Source organism: Variovorax sp. P1_H12_2 (assembly GCF_056405335.1).
Genome location: NZ_JBFUCI010000067.1, coordinates 1 through 20,448, shown reverse-complemented (window position 1 = coordinate 20,448; position 20,448 = coordinate 1). Strand labels below are relative to the sequence as shown.

Here is a 20,448-nt window from a genome sequence, read left to right as displayed (position 1 = left end):
GCCCTACTTCATGGACGGCTCGCCGACGGTCTACACCTTTACTACCGCGACCGACGGCAAGATCGACTACACGCGTGGCGACAAGGCCTACCTGTTCATGTCCATGCGGCGCGGCGGGCGTTTCATTTACGCCTTCGATGTCAGCAATCCGGCAAGCCCGACAGTGCTGTGGAAGCGTAGCAACCAGGACACCGGATTCAATGAACTGGGGCAGTCCTGGTCGGATCCGCGCGTTGCCAAGATCCGCTATTCCGCCAGCGGTGCGTCAAGTGGTAGCCTGGTTCTGATCTTCGGCCTTGGCTACGATCCGGTGGCCGAAGATCCCGATCCGATCAATCAGGGCACGGCGACGATGGGGCGTGGCGTCATGGTGGTGGACATGCTCACGGGCGACCCCATCTGGCAGGCCGGCCCGGCTCCTGCGGGCGCGACTTACAACACCACGGTTGCGGGAATGACGCGCGACATTCCCGCTGCGATGGCCATCTACGACTCCAACCGGGATGGCTTTGCGGACCGCGTCTACGCGGCCGACACTGGCGCGAATATCTGGCGCATCAACATCAACGATGCAAGCCCCACCAACTGGTCTGTGAGCAAGCTTGCGGCGCTGGGCGGCACCGGCGCCAATGCGCGCAAGTTTCTCTTCCCGCCCGATATCGTGCCAGCCTCGCCAACTATTCTCACAGACTCGCTGCTGATCGGATCCGGCGACCGCGAACACCCGTTCGACACCACGATCAAGAACCGCTTCTACATGATCAAGGACAAGCACGATCTGCTCCACACGCCCGCCAGCGCGATCATTGAAGGGCAGGCGGGGCTCAACGCGGGCGTTGCCGGCCAGTTGTACGACGCAACGGCGGACTTGGTACAAACCGGTTCTTCCGCATCGATAGTTTCCGCGGCGAAGGCTGCTTTGGACGCGGCAAGCGGCTGGTACGCCGTGCTCCAAGCTTCCGGCGAGAAAGTGGTGGGTGGGTCCACCACAATTGCCGGCACTGTCTTCTTCGGAACCAATTCACCCACACCGCCGTCGACCAACATGTGCGGAAGTCTCGGCATGGCCCGCCTGTACGGCACGAGCTTCATCGACGGCTCAGCAACCATTGACCGCAATCGCGACGGGATGTTGAACACCGCCGATCTCTTCGAGATTCGTAACGGTGGCGGTCTGCCGCCAACGCCCACGCCCTTCTCGGTGGTGATCGACGGTAAAACCTACCAGGGCGCCATCACCGGCCCGCACGTCATCCCGGCCCCGGGGCCGGCCTTGGGTCGTCGCTATCGGACCTTCTGGCAGCGAATGCTCGATTCGAACTGACGGCCTCTGGGCTATGGGTTGAGCATGGTCAGCGTCAAAGGTTTCGCGCTTGGGTACGAGCGCGAGCAGCCGAGCAACGCGGAGGGCTTGAAGGCGTCGTGCGGCGCCACTTTGCACTGCCCGATGTCGGCACCGCCTGGCACGACCTGGTGCATGACGTCGACCCGCGCTTCGGCCTGCATGCCTTCGCCGCTTGCACCATGATGTCGCTGCGCAAGAGCCTGAGGAACGGCCGGGTCTGGATCGACCATTCGGTGAGCTTCCGCTATCGTCAACTGCCGTTCCTGATCGGCGGCGGCAGCGGCGCGGACGGCAAGTCCGGCCTCGGCGCGCAAAAGCCGGAAATTCCGCTCAAGATGAGAAGGCAGAGAACCTACTGGTAAAGCGAGAGCGATCGCTGAGTCGCAACGCGCATCGCTCTTTGCAGGGTTGCATGGCGACCCTGTTAGATTCGCCGTGCGCGGCCAGGGTCGCGAAACAGACACGTCCCCATTCACCTTCATGGAAAACCAACTCGCCTGGGTCCAAGCCGCCTGCGCACGCATCCTGCGTCCGGTGGTCAGGCTCGCGCTGGCCATGGGGCTCAAGCACCCTCACCTCGAAGAACTGCTGCGCGACCTCCTGCTGGACGAGGCGCGCCGCCTGTGGCGCGCCGAGGGCGTGAAAGAGCCCAACATCAGCCAGCTTTCGGTGGCGACGGGCCTGAACCGCAAGGCGGTCACGGCCAAGGTCCGGGAGCCAAGCGACCATCTCGCGAGCACCGACGTGTCGGCGGCCGCCAAGACATTCACGACGTGGCTGCAGCTTGTTTCCGACAGGCCCGAAGACCGGCGGCTGCCGATCGTCGGCAACGGCGACATCCAGTCGTTTGAAAAACTGGCCTGGCAGGGCAGCCGTGGCAACGTGCACCATCGAGCGATCCTGGACGAGCTGGTTCGGCTCAACATGGTGACCGAGCACGACGGATACGTCGAACTCAAGGCCGAGGGCTTCGTGCCTTCGGCGGACCTGCAGTCGATGCTCGCATTCCTCGGCGACAACTCCCGAGATCACCTGCTCGCGGCGGTCTCCAACATCCAGGGGAATCGGCCGCCGCTGCTCGAGCGTGCGGTGTATGCAGGCGGCGTGACAATGCAGGATTGCGAAGCCATTCACGAGATCGTCCGGCAGCGCTGGAGCGGGCTGCATCATGAGCTGACCGCGCAGATGACGCGCGCTGTCGAGGCGGCGGGCCCGGCCGCCTCGGGCCGGATCCGCGTCGGCATCTACACCTATTACGAAGACGCCACGGACCCACCGGGCGCGACCGAGAGCAAATCATGAAGACCAGACCCTGGCTCGCCAGCCTGACGCCGCTGTTGCTGGCGCTGCTTCTTTCGTGCGGTGGCGGCGGCGGCGGCGGCGGCGGCAGTCCGGTGGGCGGAGCCTCCTCGGCCCAGGGAGCGGCCGGCGCGTCCGCCGCCGTGCCATCGAGCGGCGATGCGGGGGGCGACAGCACCGGCGCCACAGGGGGATCAGCGTCCACCGGGGGATCGACGAGCACGGCCTCGGGTGGGGACAACTCCGGCGTCGGGTCGGGCGGCACCGGCATCGGCACCGCGGATGCCGCCACCAGCGTCGGCGCAGTCGATGGCATGGGCAGCATCATCGTCAATGGCCTGCGCTATGACATCGACCAGGCCGTGGTGAGCCTGTCGGATGCCGCGACGCTGCAGATCGGGATGACCGCCAAGGTCACGGGTCCGGTCGACGCCGCCTTTGCGAATGGCGTTGCCAGGCAGGTGATCTCCGCGGTGGAACTGCGCGGAGCGGTCTCCGTCATCGATCCGGTCGGCGGCAGCTTCGTGGTCATGGGCACGACGGTGAGCGTCGACGAGACCACCGTCTGGGCCGATGTGCCAGGACTGGCCGGCCTGGCCGCCGGCACGACGGTACAGGTCTGGGGCCTGCCGACGAGCCCTGGCGTGCTGCGCGCGACACGCGTGGAGCAGGCCGCCGTGAATGCCGCCCCCGTCGTCACGGGCACCGTGGCGCAGCTGGACACGGCCAGAGGCACCTTCGCATTGGGCAGCCTGAGCATCGCGTACGGTTCGGCAGGTTTTGCCGCCGGCATCGATGCCGGTACGCTGGCAAACGGCGCCTTCGTGCGGGTCCGGGCCAACACCCAGCCCGCAGCCGGCGTGCTCGACGCCACGGGGGTGGAGAGCTGGTACGTGATCCCCAAGGTGGGCGGCACGCCGATCCAGCTTGAAGGCGTGATCGGAAACTACACGGGGCTGGGTTCGTTCCAGCTCTTGGGGACGACCATCGATGCCTCGGCAGCCCAGATCACCGGCGGCGCCGCTGCCAAGATCGCCAACGGAGTCAAGGTGGTGGTCGGAGGGACCCTGGTCAACGGCGTGCTGGTCGCAGCGAAGCTCAAGATCGTGCACATCCCTGGCGGCGGCGCACTGCCGTCCTACACGCTCATCGGCACGGTGGGCAACTTTGCTTCTCCGGCGAGCTTCCGCGTGCGCGGGCAACTGGTGGACGCCAGCAGCCCCGGCGTCGTGTTCGTCAACGGCGCGCAGGCCGGCCTGACTAATGGCGCAAAGGTCACCGTGCTGGGCGCTCAGGTGGTGAATGGCGCGCTGATCGCCAGCCAGGTCAGTTTCGACTAGGGCCTGTTCAGGCCCTGGCCCGCAGGGGAGATCGCCGCGTCGACGATGGTCTGCGCCTCGGCCAGGATCCGCTCCAGGTGCTCGGCACCGCGGAAGCTCTCGCCGTAGATCTTGTAAATCTCCTCGGTGCCTGAGGGGCGGGCCGCGAACCAGCCATTCTTCGCGATCACCTTGATGCCGCCGATCGCGCCGCCGTTGCCGGGCGCGTGGCTCAGGACGGTGTCGATCGGCTCGCCGGCCAGTTCGCTGGCGCGCAGCTGCTGCGGCGCGAGCGCCGCCAGCTGTTTCTTCTGCTGCAGGCTGGCGGGCGCGTCGATCCGGCTGGCGACCGGATGGCCGAATTCGTTCGCCAGCTCGACATAGAGCGCACCGGGGTCGCGGCCGGTGCGGGCGGTGATCTCGGCCGAGAGCAATGCTGCGGTGATGCCGTCCTTGTCGGTGGTCCAGACCGTGCCGTCGCGGCGCAGGAAGGTAGCGCCCGCGCTTTCTTCCCCGACGAAGCCGAGCGAGGCGTCCAGCAGGCCGTCGGCGAACCACTTGAAGCCGACCGGCACTTCGAAGAGCCGGCGGCCGAGCCTTTGCGCAAGCGCGTCGATGAGCCGCGTGGACACCACCGTCTTGCCCACGGCCGCCCCGGCGCCCCATTGAGGACGGTGCTGGAACAGGTAGTCGATCGCGACCGACAGGTAGTGGTTGGGCTGCAGCAGGCCGGCGCTGCGGGTGACGATGCCGTGGCGGTCGTGGTCGGTGTCGCAGGCGAAGCCGACGTCGTAGCGGTCCCTGATGTCGAGCAGGCGCTGCATCGCGTAGGTCGACGACGGGTCCATGCGGATCTGGCCGTCCCAGTCGAGGGTCATGAAGCTGAACCGAGGATCGACGGCGTCGCTGACCACGGCGAGGTCGATCCGGTAGCGTTCGGCGATCGCGCCCCAGTAGTGGACGCCGGCGCCGCCGAGCGGGTCGACACCCATGCGCACGCCCGACGCCCGAATCGAATCCATGTCGATCACGCTGCCCAGGTCGCCCACATAGGCGGCCAGGAAGTCGTGGCGGTGGGTGGTCGCGGCCTGCAAGGCCTTCTCGTGCGGCATCCGCCGGACGCCCTCGAGTCCTTTCTCGATGAAGCGATTGGCCGCGTCCTGTACCGGGCCCGTGATGTCCGTGCCGGCCGGCCCGCCGTTGGGAGGGTTGTACTTGAAGCCGCCATCGCGCGGCGGGTTGTGCGAAGGCGTGACGACGATGCCGTCGGCCAGCCCGCGCGTGCGCCCGCGGTTGTACGTGAGGATCGCGTGCGACAGGGCCGGGGTCGGCGTGTATTCGTCGCCGCTGGCCAGCATCACCTCGACGCCGTTCGCGGCCAGCACTTCGAGCGCGCTGGCGGCCGCGGGCGCGGACAGCGCGTGCGTGTCGATGCCGAGGTAGAGCGGGCCGTCGATGCCCTGCGCCCGGCGATGGTCGCAGATCGCCTGGGTGATGGCGAGCACGTGCCACTCGTTGAAGGAGCGGTCGAAGGCGCAGCCGCGATGGCCCGAGGTGCCGAAGGCCACGCGCTCGGCCGCCACGGTGGGGTCGGGTCGCTCGGCGCGATAGGCCGCGAGCAGCGCGTCGATGTCGATGAGGGCGTCGGGGGGCGCCGGCTGGCCGGCGAGGGGGCTGATGCGTGAGGCCATGGAGGCTCCTGTGTGGCGATTCAAGGGCTGGACCGGGTCGCGCCCTGCCAGGTGGCCGGGGGCAGGTCGCGCAGGTCGGCGATGCGCGCCAGCGTGATGTCCGGCGGGGGGTAGGCGCCGACGACCCGCGGATCGAGCGCGTAGTGGCCCTGGCGTGGAAAGACGGTGGTGAGGCGCTCGCCCAGCGCGGCCTTCATGGCCGAGAGGATGCGTAGCTTGTCGTCCACCATGACGTAGTGGCGTGCCGGGTAGCGCTGCTGCACCGCGTCGAGCATCAGCTCCTTGTGGATGTAGATCAGCACCCGGCCGTCGACGGCCTGCCAGAGCCCCGAGCGCTGCACCTTGCGTGGCTGGAACACCGCGTCCCCGTCCGAGAGGATCACCGGGACGCCGAAGCGCTGCAGGTGCTCGACGACGCCCAGCGCACCCGCAAAGAGGCGCTCGGCGAACGGGTAGTCGATCAGGAAGGCCGACATCTGCAGCAGCCGCGGGTCGCTCATGTCGTCGTCGCCGAGTTCTCGCAGGCGAAAGCGCTGCAGCGCGCCCAGATAGTCGGCGTAGCCCAGCTCGCTGAACAGCGCCTCGAAGAAGGTCCAGTAGCGCTCGGCCCTGGCGGTGCCGAAGTTGTCGGCCAGTCGGCGTCGCAGGTCGTCGACCAGGCCATCGTTGTCGAACAGCGTGTTGTCGACGTCGAGCAAGAAAACGATGTCCTGCATCGGGGCCTCCTAGAGCAAGTCGCTCGGAACGAACCACGAAAAAAGCAGCAGCTTGAGCCGCACCAGCACGTTGGCGTCAGGCTCCTCGTCGTACACCACGTTCTCGCCATCGGTGCTCACCCACTGGATCTGGTCGCTGCCGGGCTTCAGCCGCAGCTCGTAGGCGCTTTCGACATTGTCGACCTGGAAGGCATCGAGCAGGCGGTGCGCCACTTCGAAGCTCTCGAAACGCACGCCCAGCTCGGTGTTGATGTGGGCCGAGCGGGGGTCGAAATTCAGCGAGCCGATCAGGGACCATTCGCGGTCGATCAGCGCCAGCTTGGCGTGCAGCCGCCCGCGCGACTGGCGGAACACCTTGCGCAGGTTCAGGCTGCGCTTGATCTGCTCCGAGCTGACTTCGTAGAGCCGCACGCCCAGCCGGAGCATCTCGACCCGGTAGTCGTTGTAGTTGATGTTGACCAGCGGTTCGTCGGTGTCGGCCAGCGAATTGGTGGCGACGCTCATGCGGACGTCGCGGGCGCGCAGCCGGGCGATCTGCGCCATGCCCGCTTCGCCGGGCAGGAAGTAGGGCGACACGATGTCGACGTCGGAGCGGGCCTGGTCGAGCTGTACGCGCATGCGCTCGGCGACGGTGGGCGGCCGGCGTTCCCTGGCGGCGGCGTCGTCCTCCGGGCGCAGCGCCTTGTTCGGCGAGTCCGCCACCGCGTTGGCGCGCGCCGGGATCAGCTCGAGCCGGCCCCGGTCGATCAGGATGCCGAGCCGCGGATCGCCGAACATGTCGGTCGCAGGCGGAGCCGGGGGCAGCGGCGCGACTTTGCGCGAGGTCAGCCGCTCGAAGTTCGCCTGCAGTGCCGCGGGCGATTCGAGGGGCGGCACGATGGCCTCCAGCGGCCAGACCACCTCGCTGTTCCAGTAGTTGTCGAAGATGGTCTCGAGTTCGGTCACGACCGGGCCGGCCATCAGCATGTCGAGGTCGATGAAGTTGGGGCCGTCGCTGCGCAGGAAGTACTCGTCCGCCAGGTTGCGCCCGCCGGCGATCGCGAAGGCGCCGTCGGCGACGAAGAGCTTGTTGTGCATCCGGTGGTTGAGCCGGCGGAAGTCGGCCGCGAAGCTCATCCAGCGGGTGGCCGAATGGTCGCGGCCGGCCACGAAGGGGTTGAACAGCCGGATCTCCACGTTCGGGGTGGCGGCCAGGCCGAGCAGCAGCGGGTCCAGCTTGGTCGTGTAGAAGTCGTCCAGCAGGAGGCGCACGCGCACGCCGCGCCGGGCGGCGTCGCGCAATTCGCGCAGGATCAGCTTGCCGGTCTTGTCGTTGCCCAGCAGGTAGTACTGCAGGTCGAGCGAGGACTGCGCGCGCCGCATGAGTTCGAGCCGCGCGTCCAGCGCGAACGCGCCCTGCGCCAGCACACGCGCACCCGACAGGCCGTCGGGCCGGGCGCTGAAGGGGGCGGCGAGCCGGCCCAGTTCGGTGGCGGGCGAGGCCGGGAGGGCCGGGACGTACGGCGTCGCCGGAACGGGCGGCAGTCCGGCGCAGGCCGAGAGCAGGCAGGCGAGGACGAGAGCCAGGCAACGGAGCATGGGACGGGAGCGCGCGGAGCGACCGGAAGAAAAGGGCGCCGCCCGGATGAACGGCCAGCGGATCGTAGCCGGGTCTGCCGAGACAAGGTGGCTTCCCGTGCGCGCCTGCCGGTGCGTTTCGACGCTCCGGGGCCCGCTGCGCATCGGCGCGCCATAGGGTGTTGCCCTTCGCCAACGGCGCCGCCGCGATGACGCTGCAGAATCGCGGCGATGAAATTCTCCGCCGTTGCTTCCGCCTGCCTGTTGCTCGCCACTTCGTCTGCGGTCCGGGCCCAGGACACCGGGAGCACACCGACGCTGGGGGAGATCACGGTGTCCACGCCGGCCGGTCCGACGCCGCTCTTCGACGTCGCCGGTTCGGTCGACCGGGTGGAAGGCGCGGACATTCGCGACAGCCGGCTCGGCGTGAACCTGTCGGAGAGCCTGAGCGGCGTGCCCGGACTGCAGATCCAGAACCGGCAGAACTACGCGCAGGACCTGCAGATCTCGATTCGCGGCTTCGGCGCCCGCTCCACCTTCGGGGTGCGCGGGGTGCGCCTGTATGTCGACGGCATCCCGGCCACCCTGCCGGACGGCCAGGGCCAGACTTCCAACATCGACATCGGCTCGGTCGACCACGTCGAGGTGCTGCGAGGGCCCTTCTCGGCGCTCTACGGGAACTCTTCGGGGGGCGTGGTGCAATCCTTCACCGAGACTGGCGAGGGGCCGCCGAAGCTGGGCTTCGCGATGGCCGCGGCCAGCTTCGGCACCACGCGCACCGGTCTCAAGGCCAGCGGGTCTTCCGGTGCGGTCGACTATCTGCTGAGCGCCGGCCATTTCGAAACCGACGGGTATCGCGACCACAGCGCGGCCGAGCGCGGCATCGTCAACGGCAAGATGGGCTTCACGCTCGACGATGGCAGCCGGCTGACGCTGATCGCCAACAGCGTGCACCTGAATGCGCAGGACCCGCTCGGGCTCACGGCCGATCAGTACGCGCTGAACCGGCGCAGCGCAGCGATCGCGACGCAGTTCGACACCCGCAAGAGCGTCGACCAGACGCAGGCCGGGCTGCTGTACGAACGCCGCCTCGATCCCGACAACGCGCTGCGCATGCTGGTCTACGGCGGCGAGCGAAAGACCTCGCAGTACCAGGCCATCCCGCCTTCGGCGCAGCTGAGCCCGACCAGCGCCGGCGGCGTGATCGGACTGGCGCGGGATTTCGGCGGCGCCGACCTGCGCTGGATCTCGCAGATGCAACTGGCCGACCGGCCCTTCGAACTGGTGGCCGGGCTGGAGTACAACAAGCTGCGCGAGCACCGCACGGGCTACGAGAACTTCCTGGGTCCGGCCGCGAAGCCTCTGCTGCTGGGCGTGCAGGGGCGGCTGCGGCGCAACGAGACCAACGAGGTCTACAACCTCGACCCCTATGTGCAGGGCACCTGGCGCTTCGCGGACCAATGGACGCTCGAGGCCGGCGTGCGCCGCAGCACGGTCGATTTCGATTCGCAGGACCACTACATCGTGGGCGCGAACCGCGACGACAGCGGCAGCGCGCGCTACGCCGAGACGCTGCCGGTGGCGTCGCTGCGCTACCAGGCGACACGCGACCTCGCGCTCTATACCTCGGTGGGCCGCGGCTTCGAGACGCCGACCCTGAACGAGCTTTCGTACCGTCCCGACGGGTTGGGCGGGCTCAACTTCGCGCTGCAGCCGGCCGTCAACGACAGTGTCGAGGTCGGCGCCAAGGCGCGGCTGGCAGGCGGCCTGCTGACGGCAGCGCTGTTCAAGACCCGCACGAGCGACGAGATCGTGACTGCCACCAACGTCGGCGGCAGGGCCACCTTCCGGAACGCCGGCCGGACCACGCGCGACGGCTTCGAGCTCGCCTGGCAGCACGAGAGCGAGAACAACTGGCGCACGCAGCTGGCCTACACCTGGCTCGACGCGCGCTACAGCGACACCTTCTGCGCGACCGTGCCCTGCACGGCGGCCGGCATCGTCCCGGGAGGCAACCGGATCCCCGGCATCGCCCCGCAAACGCTGTTCGCCTCCTTCGGCTGGGTGCCGCCCCAGGGCTGGCGTGCCGGCACCGAATTGCGCGCGCTCGCCAGCATCGAGGCCAACGACCGCAACACGGTGAGCGTGCCGGGCTACGCGGTGGTCGCCCTGTTCGCCGGCTATCTCATGCAGTGGCAGCGCTGGGACCTGAATGCCTTCGCGCGCATCGACAACCTGTTCGACCGGCAATACATCGGCTCGGTGATCGTCAACGAAGGCAATGCCCGTTACTTCGAACCGGCACCGGGGCGCAACTGGACGATCGGCATGAGTGCGGCGTATCGTTTCTGATTCCCGGGCCGCAGGAGTGGCAAATGGAATTCAAGGATCGACGCGATGCGGGGCGCAAGCTCGCCGCAGCGCTGGCCGGCTGGCGCGGCCAGCCAGGCCTGCTGGTGCTGGGGCTGCCGCGCGGCGGCGTGCCGGTGGCGTGGGAGATCGCGCACGCCCTGGGCGCACCGTTGGACGTGCTGGTCGTGCGCAAGCTCGGCTACCCGGGCCAGGAGGAGTACGCCATGGGCGCGATCGCTTCCGGCGGCGTGCGCTTCATGGACGATTCGCCGCTTGCCTGGCCGGTATCCGAGGCGGAGGTCGAGGCCGTGGTCGCGCGCGAGCAGGCCGAGCTGGTGCGCCGCGAGCGGCTCTATCGGGGCGAGCGCCCGCCGCTCGCGCTGGGCGGGCGGGTGCTGCTGCTGGTCGACGATGGCCTGGCGACCGGCGCCACGWTGCGCGCCGCCGTGATGGCGGCGCGCGCGGGCCGGCCGCAGCGCATCGTGGTCGCGGTGCCTGTGGCGTCGCGCGAGGCGGTCCAGAGTGTCGCCAGCGTGGCCGACGAGGTGGTGAGCGCTTTCACGCCCGAGCACTTCCGTGCGGTCGGGCTCTGGTACCAGGACTTCGGCCAGACCTCCGACGAGGAGGTCTGCCGGCTGCTGGCCGGAAGCTGAAAGCCTACGGCCTACAACCCCGCGGCTGCGCGCAGCTTCGAGGCGTTGGCCGTGCTCTCCCACGTGAACTCGGGCTCCTCGCGGCCGAAGTGGCCATAGGCTGCCGTCTTGGCGTAGATCGGGCGCAGCAGGTCGAGCATCTGGATGATGCCCTTCGGACGCAGGTCGAAATGCTCCTGGATCAGGGCGGCGATCTGCGCGTCGGGGATCACGCCCGTGCCTTCGGTGTAGACCGTGACGTTCATCGGCTTGGCGACGCCGATCGCATAGGCCACCTGGATCTGGCATTGGCGCGCGAGGCCCGCGGCGACGATGTTCTTGGCCACGTAGCGCGCGGCATAGGCGGCCGAGCGGTCGACCTTGCTCGGGTCCTTGCCCGAGAAGGCGCCGCCGCCGTGCGGGCAGGCGCCGCCGTAGGTGTCGACGATGATCTTGCGGCCGGTGAGCCCGCAGTCGCCCTGCGGGCCGCCGATGACGAAGCGGCCGGTCGGGTTGATCAGGTAGCGGGTGTCCTTGAGCCACTCCTTGGGCAGCACCGGCTTGATGATCTCCTCGATGATGGCTTCGTTGAACGAGGCCTTCATCTTGGTCGGCGTCTCGCTCTGGTCGGGATGGTGCTGGGTCGAGAGCACCACGGTGTCGATGCTGTGCGGCTTGCCGTCCACGTAGCGCATCGTGACCTGGCTCTTGGCGTCCGGGCGCAGGAAGGGCAGGCGGCCGTCCTTGCGCAGTTGCGCCTGGCGCTCGACCAGCCGGTGCGCGTAGTAGATCGGCGCCGGCATCAGCTCGGGCGTCTCGTCGCAGGCGTAGCCGAACATCAGGCCCTGGTCGCCGGCGCCGGTGTTCAGGTGGTCGTCGCTGGCGTGGTCGACGCCCTGCGCGATGTCGTTGGACTGCTTGTCGTAGCAGACCATCACGGCGCAGCCCTTGTAGTCGATGCCGTAGTCGGTGTTGTCGTACCCGATGCGCTTGATGGTGTCGCGCGCCACCTGGATGTAGTCGACGTGCGCGTTGGTCGTGATTTCGCCCGCCAGCACCACCAGGCCGGTATTGGTCAGGGTCTCGGCGGCCACGCGGGAGCGCGGGTCCTGCTCGAAGATCGCGTCGAGGATTGCGTCCGAGATCTGGTCGGCCACCTTGTCGGGATGGCCTTCGGAAACGGATTCGGAAGTGAAAAGAAAATCGTTCGCCATGTCGTGAAGCTCCGTAGCAGGTCAATTGGCGCGTTGCCAACCCGTTTGGGAGCCTTGGCGAACGCTTTAGCAGTGTTGTTTAACGTCGCTCTGCAAGTAGTTCCATAACTCAGCGACAATTCGCATTCTATTCGAGCCGCGCTGTAGCCTGCGCGCGCGTCCTTTCCATCCCCATGTTTCGATGATTGCCTTGTTCCGTTTGCTCGCCCGTGTTCCGCTGCCCGTCATGCATGCGATCGGTGGCTGGCTGGGCTGGCTGGTCTGGTGGTTCGCGCCGGATTACCGCCGCCGCTTCAAGGAAAACGCCGAGGCGGCGGGCTTCACGCCGGCGCAGTACCGCCCGGCGATCGCCGCTGCCGGCGCGATGGTCGGCGAGCTGCCGTGGGTCTGGGCCCGCCCGCGCGGTGAAAGCCTGCTGCCGCGTCTCGTGCGCTGGGACGGCATCGAGGCCTTCGAGGCCGCGCTGGCCGAGCGCAAGGGCGTGATCCTGGTCTCGCCGCACCTCGGCAGCTGGGAAACCTTCGGCCAGGCGGTGGGCGAGCGCTTCTTCGAGGCCTACGGCCCGATCACGGCGCTGTTCCGGCCGGCGCGCAAGAAGTTCATGGCCGACCTGATCGCCGGTTCGCGGGACCGCCCCGGCCTGCGGACGCTGCCGACCACGGTGGCCGGTGTGCGCGGCCTGATCCGCACGCTGCGCAGCGGCGGCTATACCGGACTGCTGCCGGACCAGGTGCCGCCGCTGGGGCAGGGCGTCTGGGCGCCCTTCCTCGGCCGGCCGGCCTACACGATGACCCTGTTGCCGCGCCTCGCGCAGCAGACCGGGGCCCGCGTCTTTCTCGGCGTCTGCGAGCGCCTGCCCCGCGGCGCCGGCTACGCGATCCGCTTCGTGCCTTTCGACGGCACCGCGATGAGCGACCCCAAGGCCACGCCCGAGGCCGCCGCCACCGCGATGAACGAGGGCATCGAGAAGCTGATCCGCAGCCTGCCCGGCCAGTACGTCTGGGATTACGCCCGCTACAAGCAGCCGCGCGCCGAGGCCGCGGCGGAGGCGGCGCCATGAGCCTGACATCCCGGCTCGGCATCCGCTTCATGCGCGCTTTGGCGCATGTGCCGTTCCCGCTGGTGCGCGGCTTCGGCGCCGTCCTCGGGCGCGTGCTGCACGTGCTCGCGGTGCCGCGGCGGCGCGTGGTCGACACCAACCTCGCGCTGTGCTTCCCCGACAAATCGCCGGCCGAGCGGCACCGCATGGCGCGCGAGACCTTCGTCTACGTGGCGCAGTCCTGGCTCGACCGCAGCTGGCTGTGGCACGCACCGGAAGCGGTGGTGACCCGGCGGCTCAAGGTGCACGGCGCGGCCGAAATGGTCGAGGAGATCGCCCATGGCCACGAGCCGATGATCCTGTTCGCGCCGCATTTCTACGGCCTGGATGCGGCGGCCACGGCGCTGACCATGCACACGGACCGCCCCTCGACCACCATCTACACCACCCAGCGCGATCCGATGGTGGATGAGTGGATCAGCGAGGGCCGCAAGCGCTTCGGCAACGTGATCACGCTGAACCGGGTCGACGGCATCAAGCCGATCGTCGCGGGACTGCGCAAGGGCGGCCTGCTGTACCTGCTGCCCGACATGGATTTCGGTCGCGACCAGACCGTGTTCGTGCCCTTCTACGGTGTGCAGGCGGCCACCGTGCCCTCGCTTTCGCGCTTCGCGCGGCTGGGCCGGGCCAAGGTGGTGCCCGTGATCTCGAAGCTCACCCGCGACGGCTACGAGATCGAGGTGCTGCCGGCCTGGAAGGATTTTCCGAGCGACGACGCGGTGGCCGACACCGCCCTGATGAACCAGCGCCTGCAGGGCTACATCGACACCATGCCGTCGCAGTACTACTGGGTGCATCGCCGGTTCAAGACCCGCCCCGAGGGCGAAGAACCGGTGTACTAGGCTCGCCCCCAGGTTGCCCGGCACTTCGTGTCCGGGCGCCCACCCCCTGCCGGGGGCAACACCAGCGGCCTGGCAAAGCCAGATCCGCGGTGTTTCACCAACGGGCCTGGCTGCGCCGGCCGTGCAGAGTCAGCGGGTGCGATGGAGGAACGATTCGATTTCCGATGCGACGAACGCCGGCTGCTCATGCACCACCCAGTGCGTGGCGCCCGGCACCCGGGTGATGTCGAGCTTCGGCACATAGTCCTCCAGGCCTTCCAGCAGCCCGGGCAGCAGCGCCTTGTCGTCGAGCGCCCACAGCACCAGCGTGGGCGCCGCGACGGTCAGCTTGTCGCGGGGCAGTTCCGGCATCGCGGGCGCCGGCTGCCCCGGCATGGCCGGCTTCAGCGGCGTGACGCGATAGAGATTGCAGGCACCCGTGAGGCCGGCGTTCCAGACCTCGCGGTACTGGTCCTTGACCTTGTCGGTGAGCCAGCCGAAGCCGTCGGGCCCGGCCTGCATCCCCAGGAAGAAGGGCCACATGCGGCGGTAGTCGTCGGCCGCCAGCAACGCCTCGGCATCCGGCCGGGCGAGAAAGTTCATGTAGGCGCTGGCCGCCTGCTGCGCAGGGCTGTGCTGCAGTTCGCGCGCGAAGGTCCCSGGGTGCGGCGAATTGATGATCACCAGCCGGCCCAGCCTGTCGCCGTGCCGGTTGCCGAAGCTCCAGCCGAAGGCGCCGCCCCAGTCGTGCGCCACCAGCGTCTCGATGCGCCCGGCCGGGTTCTCGCTGGCCGCCAGTTCGGCGACGTCCTGCACCAGCAGGTGGGCGCGGTAGGCCGAGACCTCGGCGGGCGCGCTGGATTTCTCGAAGCCGCGCAGGTTCGGCGCCACACAGCGGAAGCCGCCGTGTTCGGGCGCGGCGAAGTGTTCGAGCAATTCGTCCCAKATGAATGCGGCTTCGGGAAAGCCGTGCAGGAACACCATCAACGGGCGCCCGGCGGCGCCGGCCGCGCGGCAGCTCAGGGTGGTGCCGTTCGGCAGCGTACGGGCGAAAGTCTCGATCACAGGCGGTCTCCTTCGTGTCTCCAGGCGGCGAGGAGGCGCCTGCGCAGTGCTCAGGGCTGCTCGTCGATGGGTGTTTGCTCGGGGGGTGCGGGCTGCCCGCCCTCGGGATGCGCCCAGCGCCACAGCAGCTCGGCCGCCTCGTCCACGCCTTGCTGCTTCAGCGCCGAGAACAGTTTGACCTCGCCGCCGCCAGCCTGCAGTCGCGCAATCGACAGTGCGCGGGCGCCGTCCGAACGCGTGAGCTTGTCCGACTTGGTCAGGAGCACCAGGAACTTGAGCCCTTCCTCGACCCTCGGCCGAATCACTTCGAGCAGGATGTCGTCGAGCTCGGTGAGGCCGTGGCGCGGGTCGCACATCAACACCACGCCGCGCAGGTTCTCGCGCGTCATCAGGTAGTTGCCCATCACCCGCTGCCAGCGCAGCTTGGCTTCTTTCGGCACGGCCGCGTAGCCATAGCCCGGGAGGTCGGCCAGCACCGCGTCGTCGACCTTCTGCTTGCCGACGCCGAACAGGTTGATGTGCTGCGTGCGGCCGGGCGTCTTCGACGCGAAGGCCAGCCGATGCTGCTGCGTGAGCGTGTTGATGGCCGTCGACTTGCCGGCATTCGACCGGCCGACGAAGGCGATTTCCGGCAGCTCGAAGGGCGGCAGATGTTCGAGTTGCGGCGCACTCGTGAGGAAGTGGGCGGTGTGCAGCCAGCCGCGCGCCACGCGGGCGCGTTCGGCGGCTTCGGGGTCGGCGGCGGTCGCCGTGCGGGAGTAGCTGACGGCGGGCTTCCGCGGCGGGGTGGTCATCGATAAGCTTTCGTAACGGGGCGCCATTGTAGAATCGCCGGGTTTTGCGCCATAAATCCAAGCCCCCGATATGAAGTTGTTTGCCCATTTTCTGCTTGCAGCCCTGTTGGGCATCGCCGCCAGTGCCAGCTTCGCCGCTGACGAGCACGCCTCAAAGCCGGCTGCCGAGGCGCCTGCGAAGGCTCCGAAGCCCGACCCCGCCAAGGGCGACACGGTCTTCAATGCCACGCCGGCCAACAGCCAGAGCTGCGCCTCGTGCCACAACGCGGACGGCAACTCGGCGATCGCGGCGAACCCCAAGCTGGCGCAGCAGCACCCCGAGTACATCCTCAAGCAGCTGCAGGACTTCAAGTCCGGCAAGCGCAAGAGCGCGATCATGAAGCCGATGGCGGCAGCGCTTTCGGACGAGGACATGCGCAACATCGCCTGGTTCGTGGGCTCGAAGAAGATCAAGCCCGGCTTCGCCAAGGACAAGGACACGGTGGCCCTGGGTGAGCGCATCTTCCGTGGCGGCGCCGCCGACCGCCAGATTCCCGCCTGCGCCGGCTGCCACAGCCCGAACGGCGCCGGCATCCCCGCGCAGTACCCGCGCCTGGGCGGCCAGCACGCCGACTACACGGTGCAGCAGCTCAACATGTTCCGCGAAGGCGGTCGCCTGAATTCGCCCGTGATGACTGGGGTTGCCGCCAAGCTCAGCAACAAGGAAATCGCAGCGGTGGCAGACTACATCGCCGGCCTGCGTTGAACCCCGCTTCCGACTTCTGAACCAACCGCCGACAACAAACTCCTAACAAGGCGGGCCGATCCAGCAGGACGGCCCGCCTTTTTTGCTTTTCACGCTCGCCTCCATGTCTGTCTCCACCCACGGCCTTCGAGTCCGTCGCGGACCCCAAGTGGTCCGCGCGGCCGTGGAGCTGTTCTCGTCGATGCGCTTCGCGATCGCGCTGCTGACCATCATCTGCATCGCATCGATCATCGGCACCGTGCTCAAGCAGCACGAACCCTTCGGCAACTACGTCAACCAGTTCGGACCCTTCTGGGCCGAGGTGTTCCACGCCGCGAAGCTCGACGCGATCTACAGCGCCTGGTGGTTCCTGCTGATCCTCCTGTTCCTGGTGATCAGCACCTCGCTGTGCATCGCGCGCAACACGCCGCATATCTTCAGGGACCTGAAGACCTACAAGGAGAACATCCGGGCGCAGAGCCTGAAAGCCTTCGGCCAGCGGGCCCAGGCCGTGCTCGCCGAAACGCCCGACACGGCGGCCAACCGCATCGGCCAGCTGCTCGCGAGCGGCGGCTGGAAGGTCAAGCTGCAGCACCGCGAGGGCGATGGCTGGATGGTTGCCGCCCGTGCGGGTGGTGCCCACAAGCTCGGCTACATCGCGGCCCACAGCGCGATCGTGCTGGTGTGCATCGGCGGGCTGCTCGACGGCGACCTGGTGGTGCGGGCTCAGACCTGGTTCAACGGCAAGAGCGTCTACACCGGCGGCGGCCTGATCGCCGATGTGGCGCCCGAGCATCGCCTGTCGCCGCGCAACCCGACCTTCCGCGGCAACATCCTGGTGCCCGAGGGCGCGCAGTCGAGCGTCGCCATCCTGAACCAGTCCGACGGCGTGCTGCTGCAGGACCTGCCCTTCTCGATCGAACTCAAGAAGTTCATCGTCGAGTATTACTCGACCGGCATGCCCAAGCTGTTCGCGAGCGAGGTCGTGCTGCACGACCGCGCGACCGGCGAGCAGTTCCCCAAGCGCATCGAGGTCAATCACCCCGCCAGCTACAAGGGCGTCGAGATCTACCAGTCGAGCTTCGACGACGGCGGCTCCAGCGTGAAGCTGAAGGCGGTGCCGATGGCCGCGGCGGCCAAGCCCTTCGAGATCGACGGCACCATCGGCGGCAGCAGCGAGATCACCAACGGCAGCGACCGGCTCACCCTGGAGCTGGTGGCGCTGCGGGTCATCAATGTCGAGAACTTCGCCGACGGCAACGGCGGCGCCATGACCAGCGGGGCCGATGTCCGCAAGGTCGACCTGCGGCACGACCTCGAGTCGCGCCTGGGCGCCGCCAACAAGACCAACAAGCCCAAGGTGCTGCGCAACATCGGGCCCAGCATCGGCTACAAGCTGCGCGATGCCTCGGGGCAGGCGCGCGAGTTCCAGAACTACATGGTGCCGGTCGACACCGGCGACGGCCAGCCGGTGTTCCTGCTTGGCGTGCGCGAGCGGCCCGAGGATCCGTTCCGCTACCTGCGCGTGCCGGCCGACGAGCAGGGCTCGATGGACGGTTTCGTGCGCATGCGCGCCGCCCTGGCCGACGCCGACGTGCGCGCCCGCGCCCTCGACCGCTACATCGCGCGCGCCGCCGATCCGAAGCGGCCCGAGCTCGCGGCCCAGCTGCGCGGGTCCGCCGCGCGTGCCCTGGCCCTGTTCGCGGGCACCGAGCGGGCCAAGGCCGATGCGGTGAGCGCCGGCGGCTGGCAGGCGGTGGCCGAGTTCATGGAGGCCAACGTGCCCGAGGCCGAGCGCGAGCGCGCCGCCGCGGTGCTGGTGCGGATCCTCAACGACGTGCTGTTCGAGGTGCTCAACGTGAGCCGCGAGAAGGCCGGCCTGGCCGCGATGCCGCCGGACGAGAAATCGCAGCTCTATCTCACGCAGGCGGTGCTGGCGATCAGCGATGCGCATTTCTATCCGGCCCCGGTCGCGATGATGATGAGCGACTTCAAGCAGGTGCAGGCCAGCGTGTTCCAGGTCGCCCGTGCGCCCGGCAAGAACATCGTCTATCTGGGCTGCCTGTTGCTGATCGTGGGCATTTTTGCGATGCTGTACGTGCGCGAGCGCAGGCTGTGGGTGTGGCTCGCGAAAGACGGCGACGACCCCCGCGGCACGGCGGCGACCCTGGCCTTCTCGGTCAACCGCAAGACCATCGACAGCGATCGCGAATTCGAGCACTTGAAGCACAAGCTGCTCGCCATCAGGAAAGACACCGCGTCATGACCACCACCACGCTCACGCTCAACGACAGCTGGCTCTCGCGCCGCAATCCTTTCGACTGGTTGTTCGCGCTGCTGACGGTGGCCGGCGCCATGTTCGCGTTCTCGCGCTACCACGGTGCGATGGACTACTACGAGAAGACGATCCTGGTGGCGACCGTGCCGGCCGCGATCTGGCTCGGCTGGTTCTGGCGGCCGCTGCGGGTGCTCGCGATCGTGGTCGCCGCGGCCGCGCTGCTGGCCATCGTCTCCTACCAGGGCGACCTGGCACGCGCCGACAGCGTCTTCTGGCTCAAGTACTTCCTGTCGAGCCAGTCGGCCATCCTCTGGATGAGCGTGCTGTTCTTCATGAGCACGCTGTTCTACTGGATCGGCTTCTTCGGCGGCAAGCAGGGCGATGCCATGGATCTGATCGGCTCGCGCCTGGCCTGGGCCGCGGTCACGATGGCGCTGATCGGCACCATGGTGCGCTGGTACGAGAGCCACCAGCTCGGCCCGGACATCGGCCACATCCCCGTCAGCAACCTGTACGAGGTGTTCGTCCTCTTCTGCTGGCTCACGGCCGCCTTCTACCTGTATTTCGAATGGCGCTATCGCACGCGCGCGCTGGGCGCCTTCGTGATGCTGGTGGTCAGTGCCGCGGTGGGCTTCCTGCTCTGGTACACGCTGGTGCGTGACGCCCACGAGATCCAGCCGCTGGTGCCGGCGCTCCAGAGCTGGTGGATGAAGCTGCACGTGCCGGCCAACTTCATCGGCTACGGCACCTTCTCGCTGGCGGCCATGGTCGCTTTCGCCTACCTGATCAAGGAGCAGGCCGACGAGACCCGCTGGTACAAGCTGACGCCGATCTGGCTGCTGGGCGTGGCCCTGTGCTTCGTGCCGGTGGCCTTCCGCCAGCGGGTGCAGGAGGCCGGCGGCAGCTACTGGGTCGGCTACGCCGCGATCTCGGCGCTGATCGCGGCGGGCATCCTGATGGGCCGCAAGCGCATCGCGGCGCGGCTGCCCGCCAACGAGGTGCTGGACGACGTGATGTACAAGTCGATCACGGTCGGCTTCGCCTTCTTCACCATCGCGACCGTGTTGGGCGCGCTCTGGGCGGCCGATGCCTGGGGCGGCTACTGGAGCTGGGACCCGAAGGAAACCTGGGCCCTGATCGTCTGGCTCAATTATGCGGCCTGGCTGCACATGCGGCTGGTGAAGGGCCTGCGCGGCACCGTGGCGGCCTGGTGGGCGTTGGCCGGACTGGCCGTGACCACCTTCGCGTTCCTGGGCGTCAACATGTTCCTGAGCGGGCTGCACAGCTACGGCACCCTGTAGGCGCACGCCGGTCTTTCGCTCGTGAAATGATCCGCGGGCGCCCTGGGCGCGTAACCGGATCGGCGGCGGCAACGAACTCACCCTGACACACGTTTCAGGCGAAAGGCACTCCATCATGTTGATTCACTCCCGCGACGACGGCTTCATCCACCCGCGTTCGAGCGAGATCACCCCCCGCGCCGCCTACGAAGGCCGGCGCGACATGCTGCGCTGGCTGGCCGGCGGCGCCGCCGGTGCCGCC

Annotated in this window: 17 protein-coding genes and 1 pseudogene; 12 read left to right on the top strand and 6 right to left on the bottom strand. The window is 68.3% G+C overall.

Going from position 1 to position 20,448, the window contains the following annotated elements:
• From AC1D2K_RS09685 to AC1D2K_RS09670, 4 genes are all read left to right on the top strand, one after another.
• The coding region (locus tag AC1D2K_RS09685; RefSeq protein WP_478088331.1) for a pilus assembly protein at window positions 1-1,324 on the top strand (1,324 nt) is incomplete at its 5' end.
• 98 nt (window positions 1,325-1,422) lie between these two features.
• The gene (locus AC1D2K_RS09680; RefSeq protein ID WP_478088332.1) at window positions 1,423-1,707 is read left to right on the top strand and encodes a hypothetical protein; all 285 of its coding nucleotides are present in this window, start codon (window positions 1,423-1,425) and stop codon (window positions 1,705-1,707) included.
• A 73-nt stretch (window positions 1,708-1,780) separates the two neighbouring features.
• Window positions 1,781-2,647, top strand: coding sequence for a DUF6502 family protein (locus AC1D2K_RS09675; protein WP_478088329.1), 867 nt, complete (start codon window positions 1,781-1,783; stop codon window positions 2,645-2,647).
• Window positions 2,644-3,984, top strand: a complete 1,341-nt coding sequence (locus tag AC1D2K_RS09670; protein WP_478088328.1) for a DUF5666 domain-containing protein — start codon at window positions 2,644-2,646, stop codon at window positions 3,982-3,984. Before AC1D2K_RS09675 ends, AC1D2K_RS09670 begins: the two co-directional genes overlap by 4 nt.
• Here AC1D2K_RS09670 and pgm read toward each other — a convergent pair.
• The 3 genes from pgm to AC1D2K_RS09655 are packed head-to-tail and all read right to left on the bottom strand — an operon-like array spanning window position 3,981 to window position 7,948.
• Window positions 3,981-5,654, bottom strand: a complete 1,674-nt coding sequence (gene pgm, locus AC1D2K_RS09665; protein ID WP_478088326.1) for a phosphoglucomutase (alpha-D-glucose-1,6-bisphosphate-dependent) — start codon at window positions 5,652-5,654, stop codon at window positions 3,981-3,983. The two genes, AC1D2K_RS09670 and pgm, sit on opposite strands and share 4 nt — an antisense overlap.
• Before the next feature lie 20 nt (window positions 5,655-5,674).
• A complete protein-coding gene (locus AC1D2K_RS09660) occupies window positions 5,675-6,370 on the bottom strand; it encodes an HAD family hydrolase (RefSeq protein WP_478088325.1) in 696 nt (231 codons plus the stop codon).
• Between the two features lie 9 nt (window positions 6,371-6,379).
• The gene (locus AC1D2K_RS09655; RefSeq protein WP_478088324.1) at window positions 6,380-7,948 is read right to left on the bottom strand and encodes a phospholipase D family protein; all 1,569 of its coding nucleotides are present in this window, start codon (window positions 7,946-7,948) and stop codon (window positions 6,380-6,382) included.
• 210 nt (window positions 7,949-8,158) lie between these two features.
• On the opposite strand from AC1D2K_RS09655, the gene AC1D2K_RS09650 reads away from it, so the two are divergent.
• Together AC1D2K_RS09650 and AC1D2K_RS09645 are read left to right on the top strand one after the other, a co-directional pair.
• Complete coding sequence (locus tag AC1D2K_RS09650) at window positions 8,159-10,279, top strand: TonB-dependent receptor domain-containing protein (RefSeq protein WP_478088322.1); 2,121 nt, start codon at window positions 8,159-8,161, stop codon at window positions 10,277-10,279.
• A gap of 23 nt (window positions 10,280-10,302) precedes the next feature.
• Window positions 10,303-10,932: a phosphoribosyltransferase gene (locus AC1D2K_RS09645; protein WP_478088320.1), complete on the top strand. Its 630-nt coding sequence runs from the start codon at window positions 10,303-10,305 to the stop codon at window positions 10,930-10,932.
• A gap of 11 nt (window positions 10,933-10,943) precedes the next feature.
• On the opposite strand, the gene metK is transcribed toward AC1D2K_RS09645, so the two are convergent.
• Entirely contained in the window at window positions 10,944-12,125 is a 1,182-nt protein-coding gene (gene metK, locus AC1D2K_RS09640) for a methionine adenosyltransferase (protein ID WP_478088318.1), read from the bottom strand.
• A 181-nt stretch (window positions 12,126-12,306) separates the two neighbouring features.
• Between metK and AC1D2K_RS09635 the strand changes: the two genes are divergently transcribed.
• On the top strand, window positions 12,307-13,185 hold the full coding sequence (locus AC1D2K_RS09635) for a lysophospholipid acyltransferase family protein (RefSeq protein ID WP_478088316.1): 879 nt from the start codon (window positions 12,307-12,309) through the stop codon (window positions 13,183-13,185).
• Window positions 13,182-14,066 (top strand): lysophospholipid acyltransferase family protein, encoded by an 885-nt coding sequence (locus AC1D2K_RS09630; RefSeq protein WP_478088314.1) that lies wholly within the window; start codon window positions 13,182-13,184, stop codon window positions 14,064-14,066. The genes AC1D2K_RS09635 and AC1D2K_RS09630 overlap by 4 nt, the downstream gene beginning before the upstream one ends.
• A 129-nt stretch (window positions 14,067-14,195) precedes the next feature.
• On the opposite strand, the gene AC1D2K_RS09625 is transcribed toward AC1D2K_RS09630, so the two are convergent.
• Together AC1D2K_RS09625 and yihA are read right to left on the bottom strand one after the other, a co-directional pair.
• Complete coding sequence (locus AC1D2K_RS09625; RefSeq protein WP_478088312.1) at window positions 14,196-15,110, bottom strand: alpha/beta fold hydrolase; 915 nt, start codon at window positions 15,108-15,110, stop codon at window positions 14,196-14,198.
• 50 nt (window positions 15,111-15,160) lie between these two features.
• On the bottom strand, window positions 15,161-15,904 hold the full coding sequence (gene yihA, locus AC1D2K_RS09620; protein WP_478088310.1) for a ribosome biogenesis GTP-binding protein YihA/YsxC: 744 nt from the start codon (window positions 15,902-15,904) through the stop codon (window positions 15,161-15,163).
• A gap of 70 nt (window positions 15,905-15,974) precedes the next feature.
• On the opposite strand from yihA, the gene AC1D2K_RS09615 reads away from it, so the two are divergent.
• The 4 genes and pseudogenes from AC1D2K_RS09615 to AC1D2K_RS09600 form a co-directional block, all read left to right on the top strand.
• A complete protein-coding gene (locus tag AC1D2K_RS09615) occupies window positions 15,975-16,649 on the top strand; it encodes a c-type cytochrome (RefSeq protein WP_478088308.1) in 675 nt (224 codons plus the stop codon).
• A gap of 103 nt (window positions 16,650-16,752) precedes the next feature.
• Window positions 16,753-18,894 carry a cytochrome c biogenesis protein ResB gene (locus tag AC1D2K_RS09610; RefSeq protein ID WP_478088306.1) on the top strand — a complete coding sequence of 714 codons (2,142 nt, stop codon included), beginning with the start codon at window positions 16,753-16,755 and terminating at the stop codon, window positions 18,892-18,894.
• On the top strand, window positions 18,891-20,207 hold the full coding sequence (ccsB, locus tag AC1D2K_RS09605; RefSeq protein ID WP_478088304.1) for a c-type cytochrome biogenesis protein CcsB: 1,317 nt from the start codon (window positions 18,891-18,893) through the stop codon (window positions 20,205-20,207). Before AC1D2K_RS09610 ends, ccsB begins: the two co-directional genes overlap by 4 nt.
• 115 nt (window positions 20,208-20,322) lie before the next feature.
• A pseudogene (locus AC1D2K_RS09600) lies at window positions 20,323-20,448 on the top strand (protein-methionine-sulfoxide reductase catalytic subunit MsrP); the annotation flags it as partial.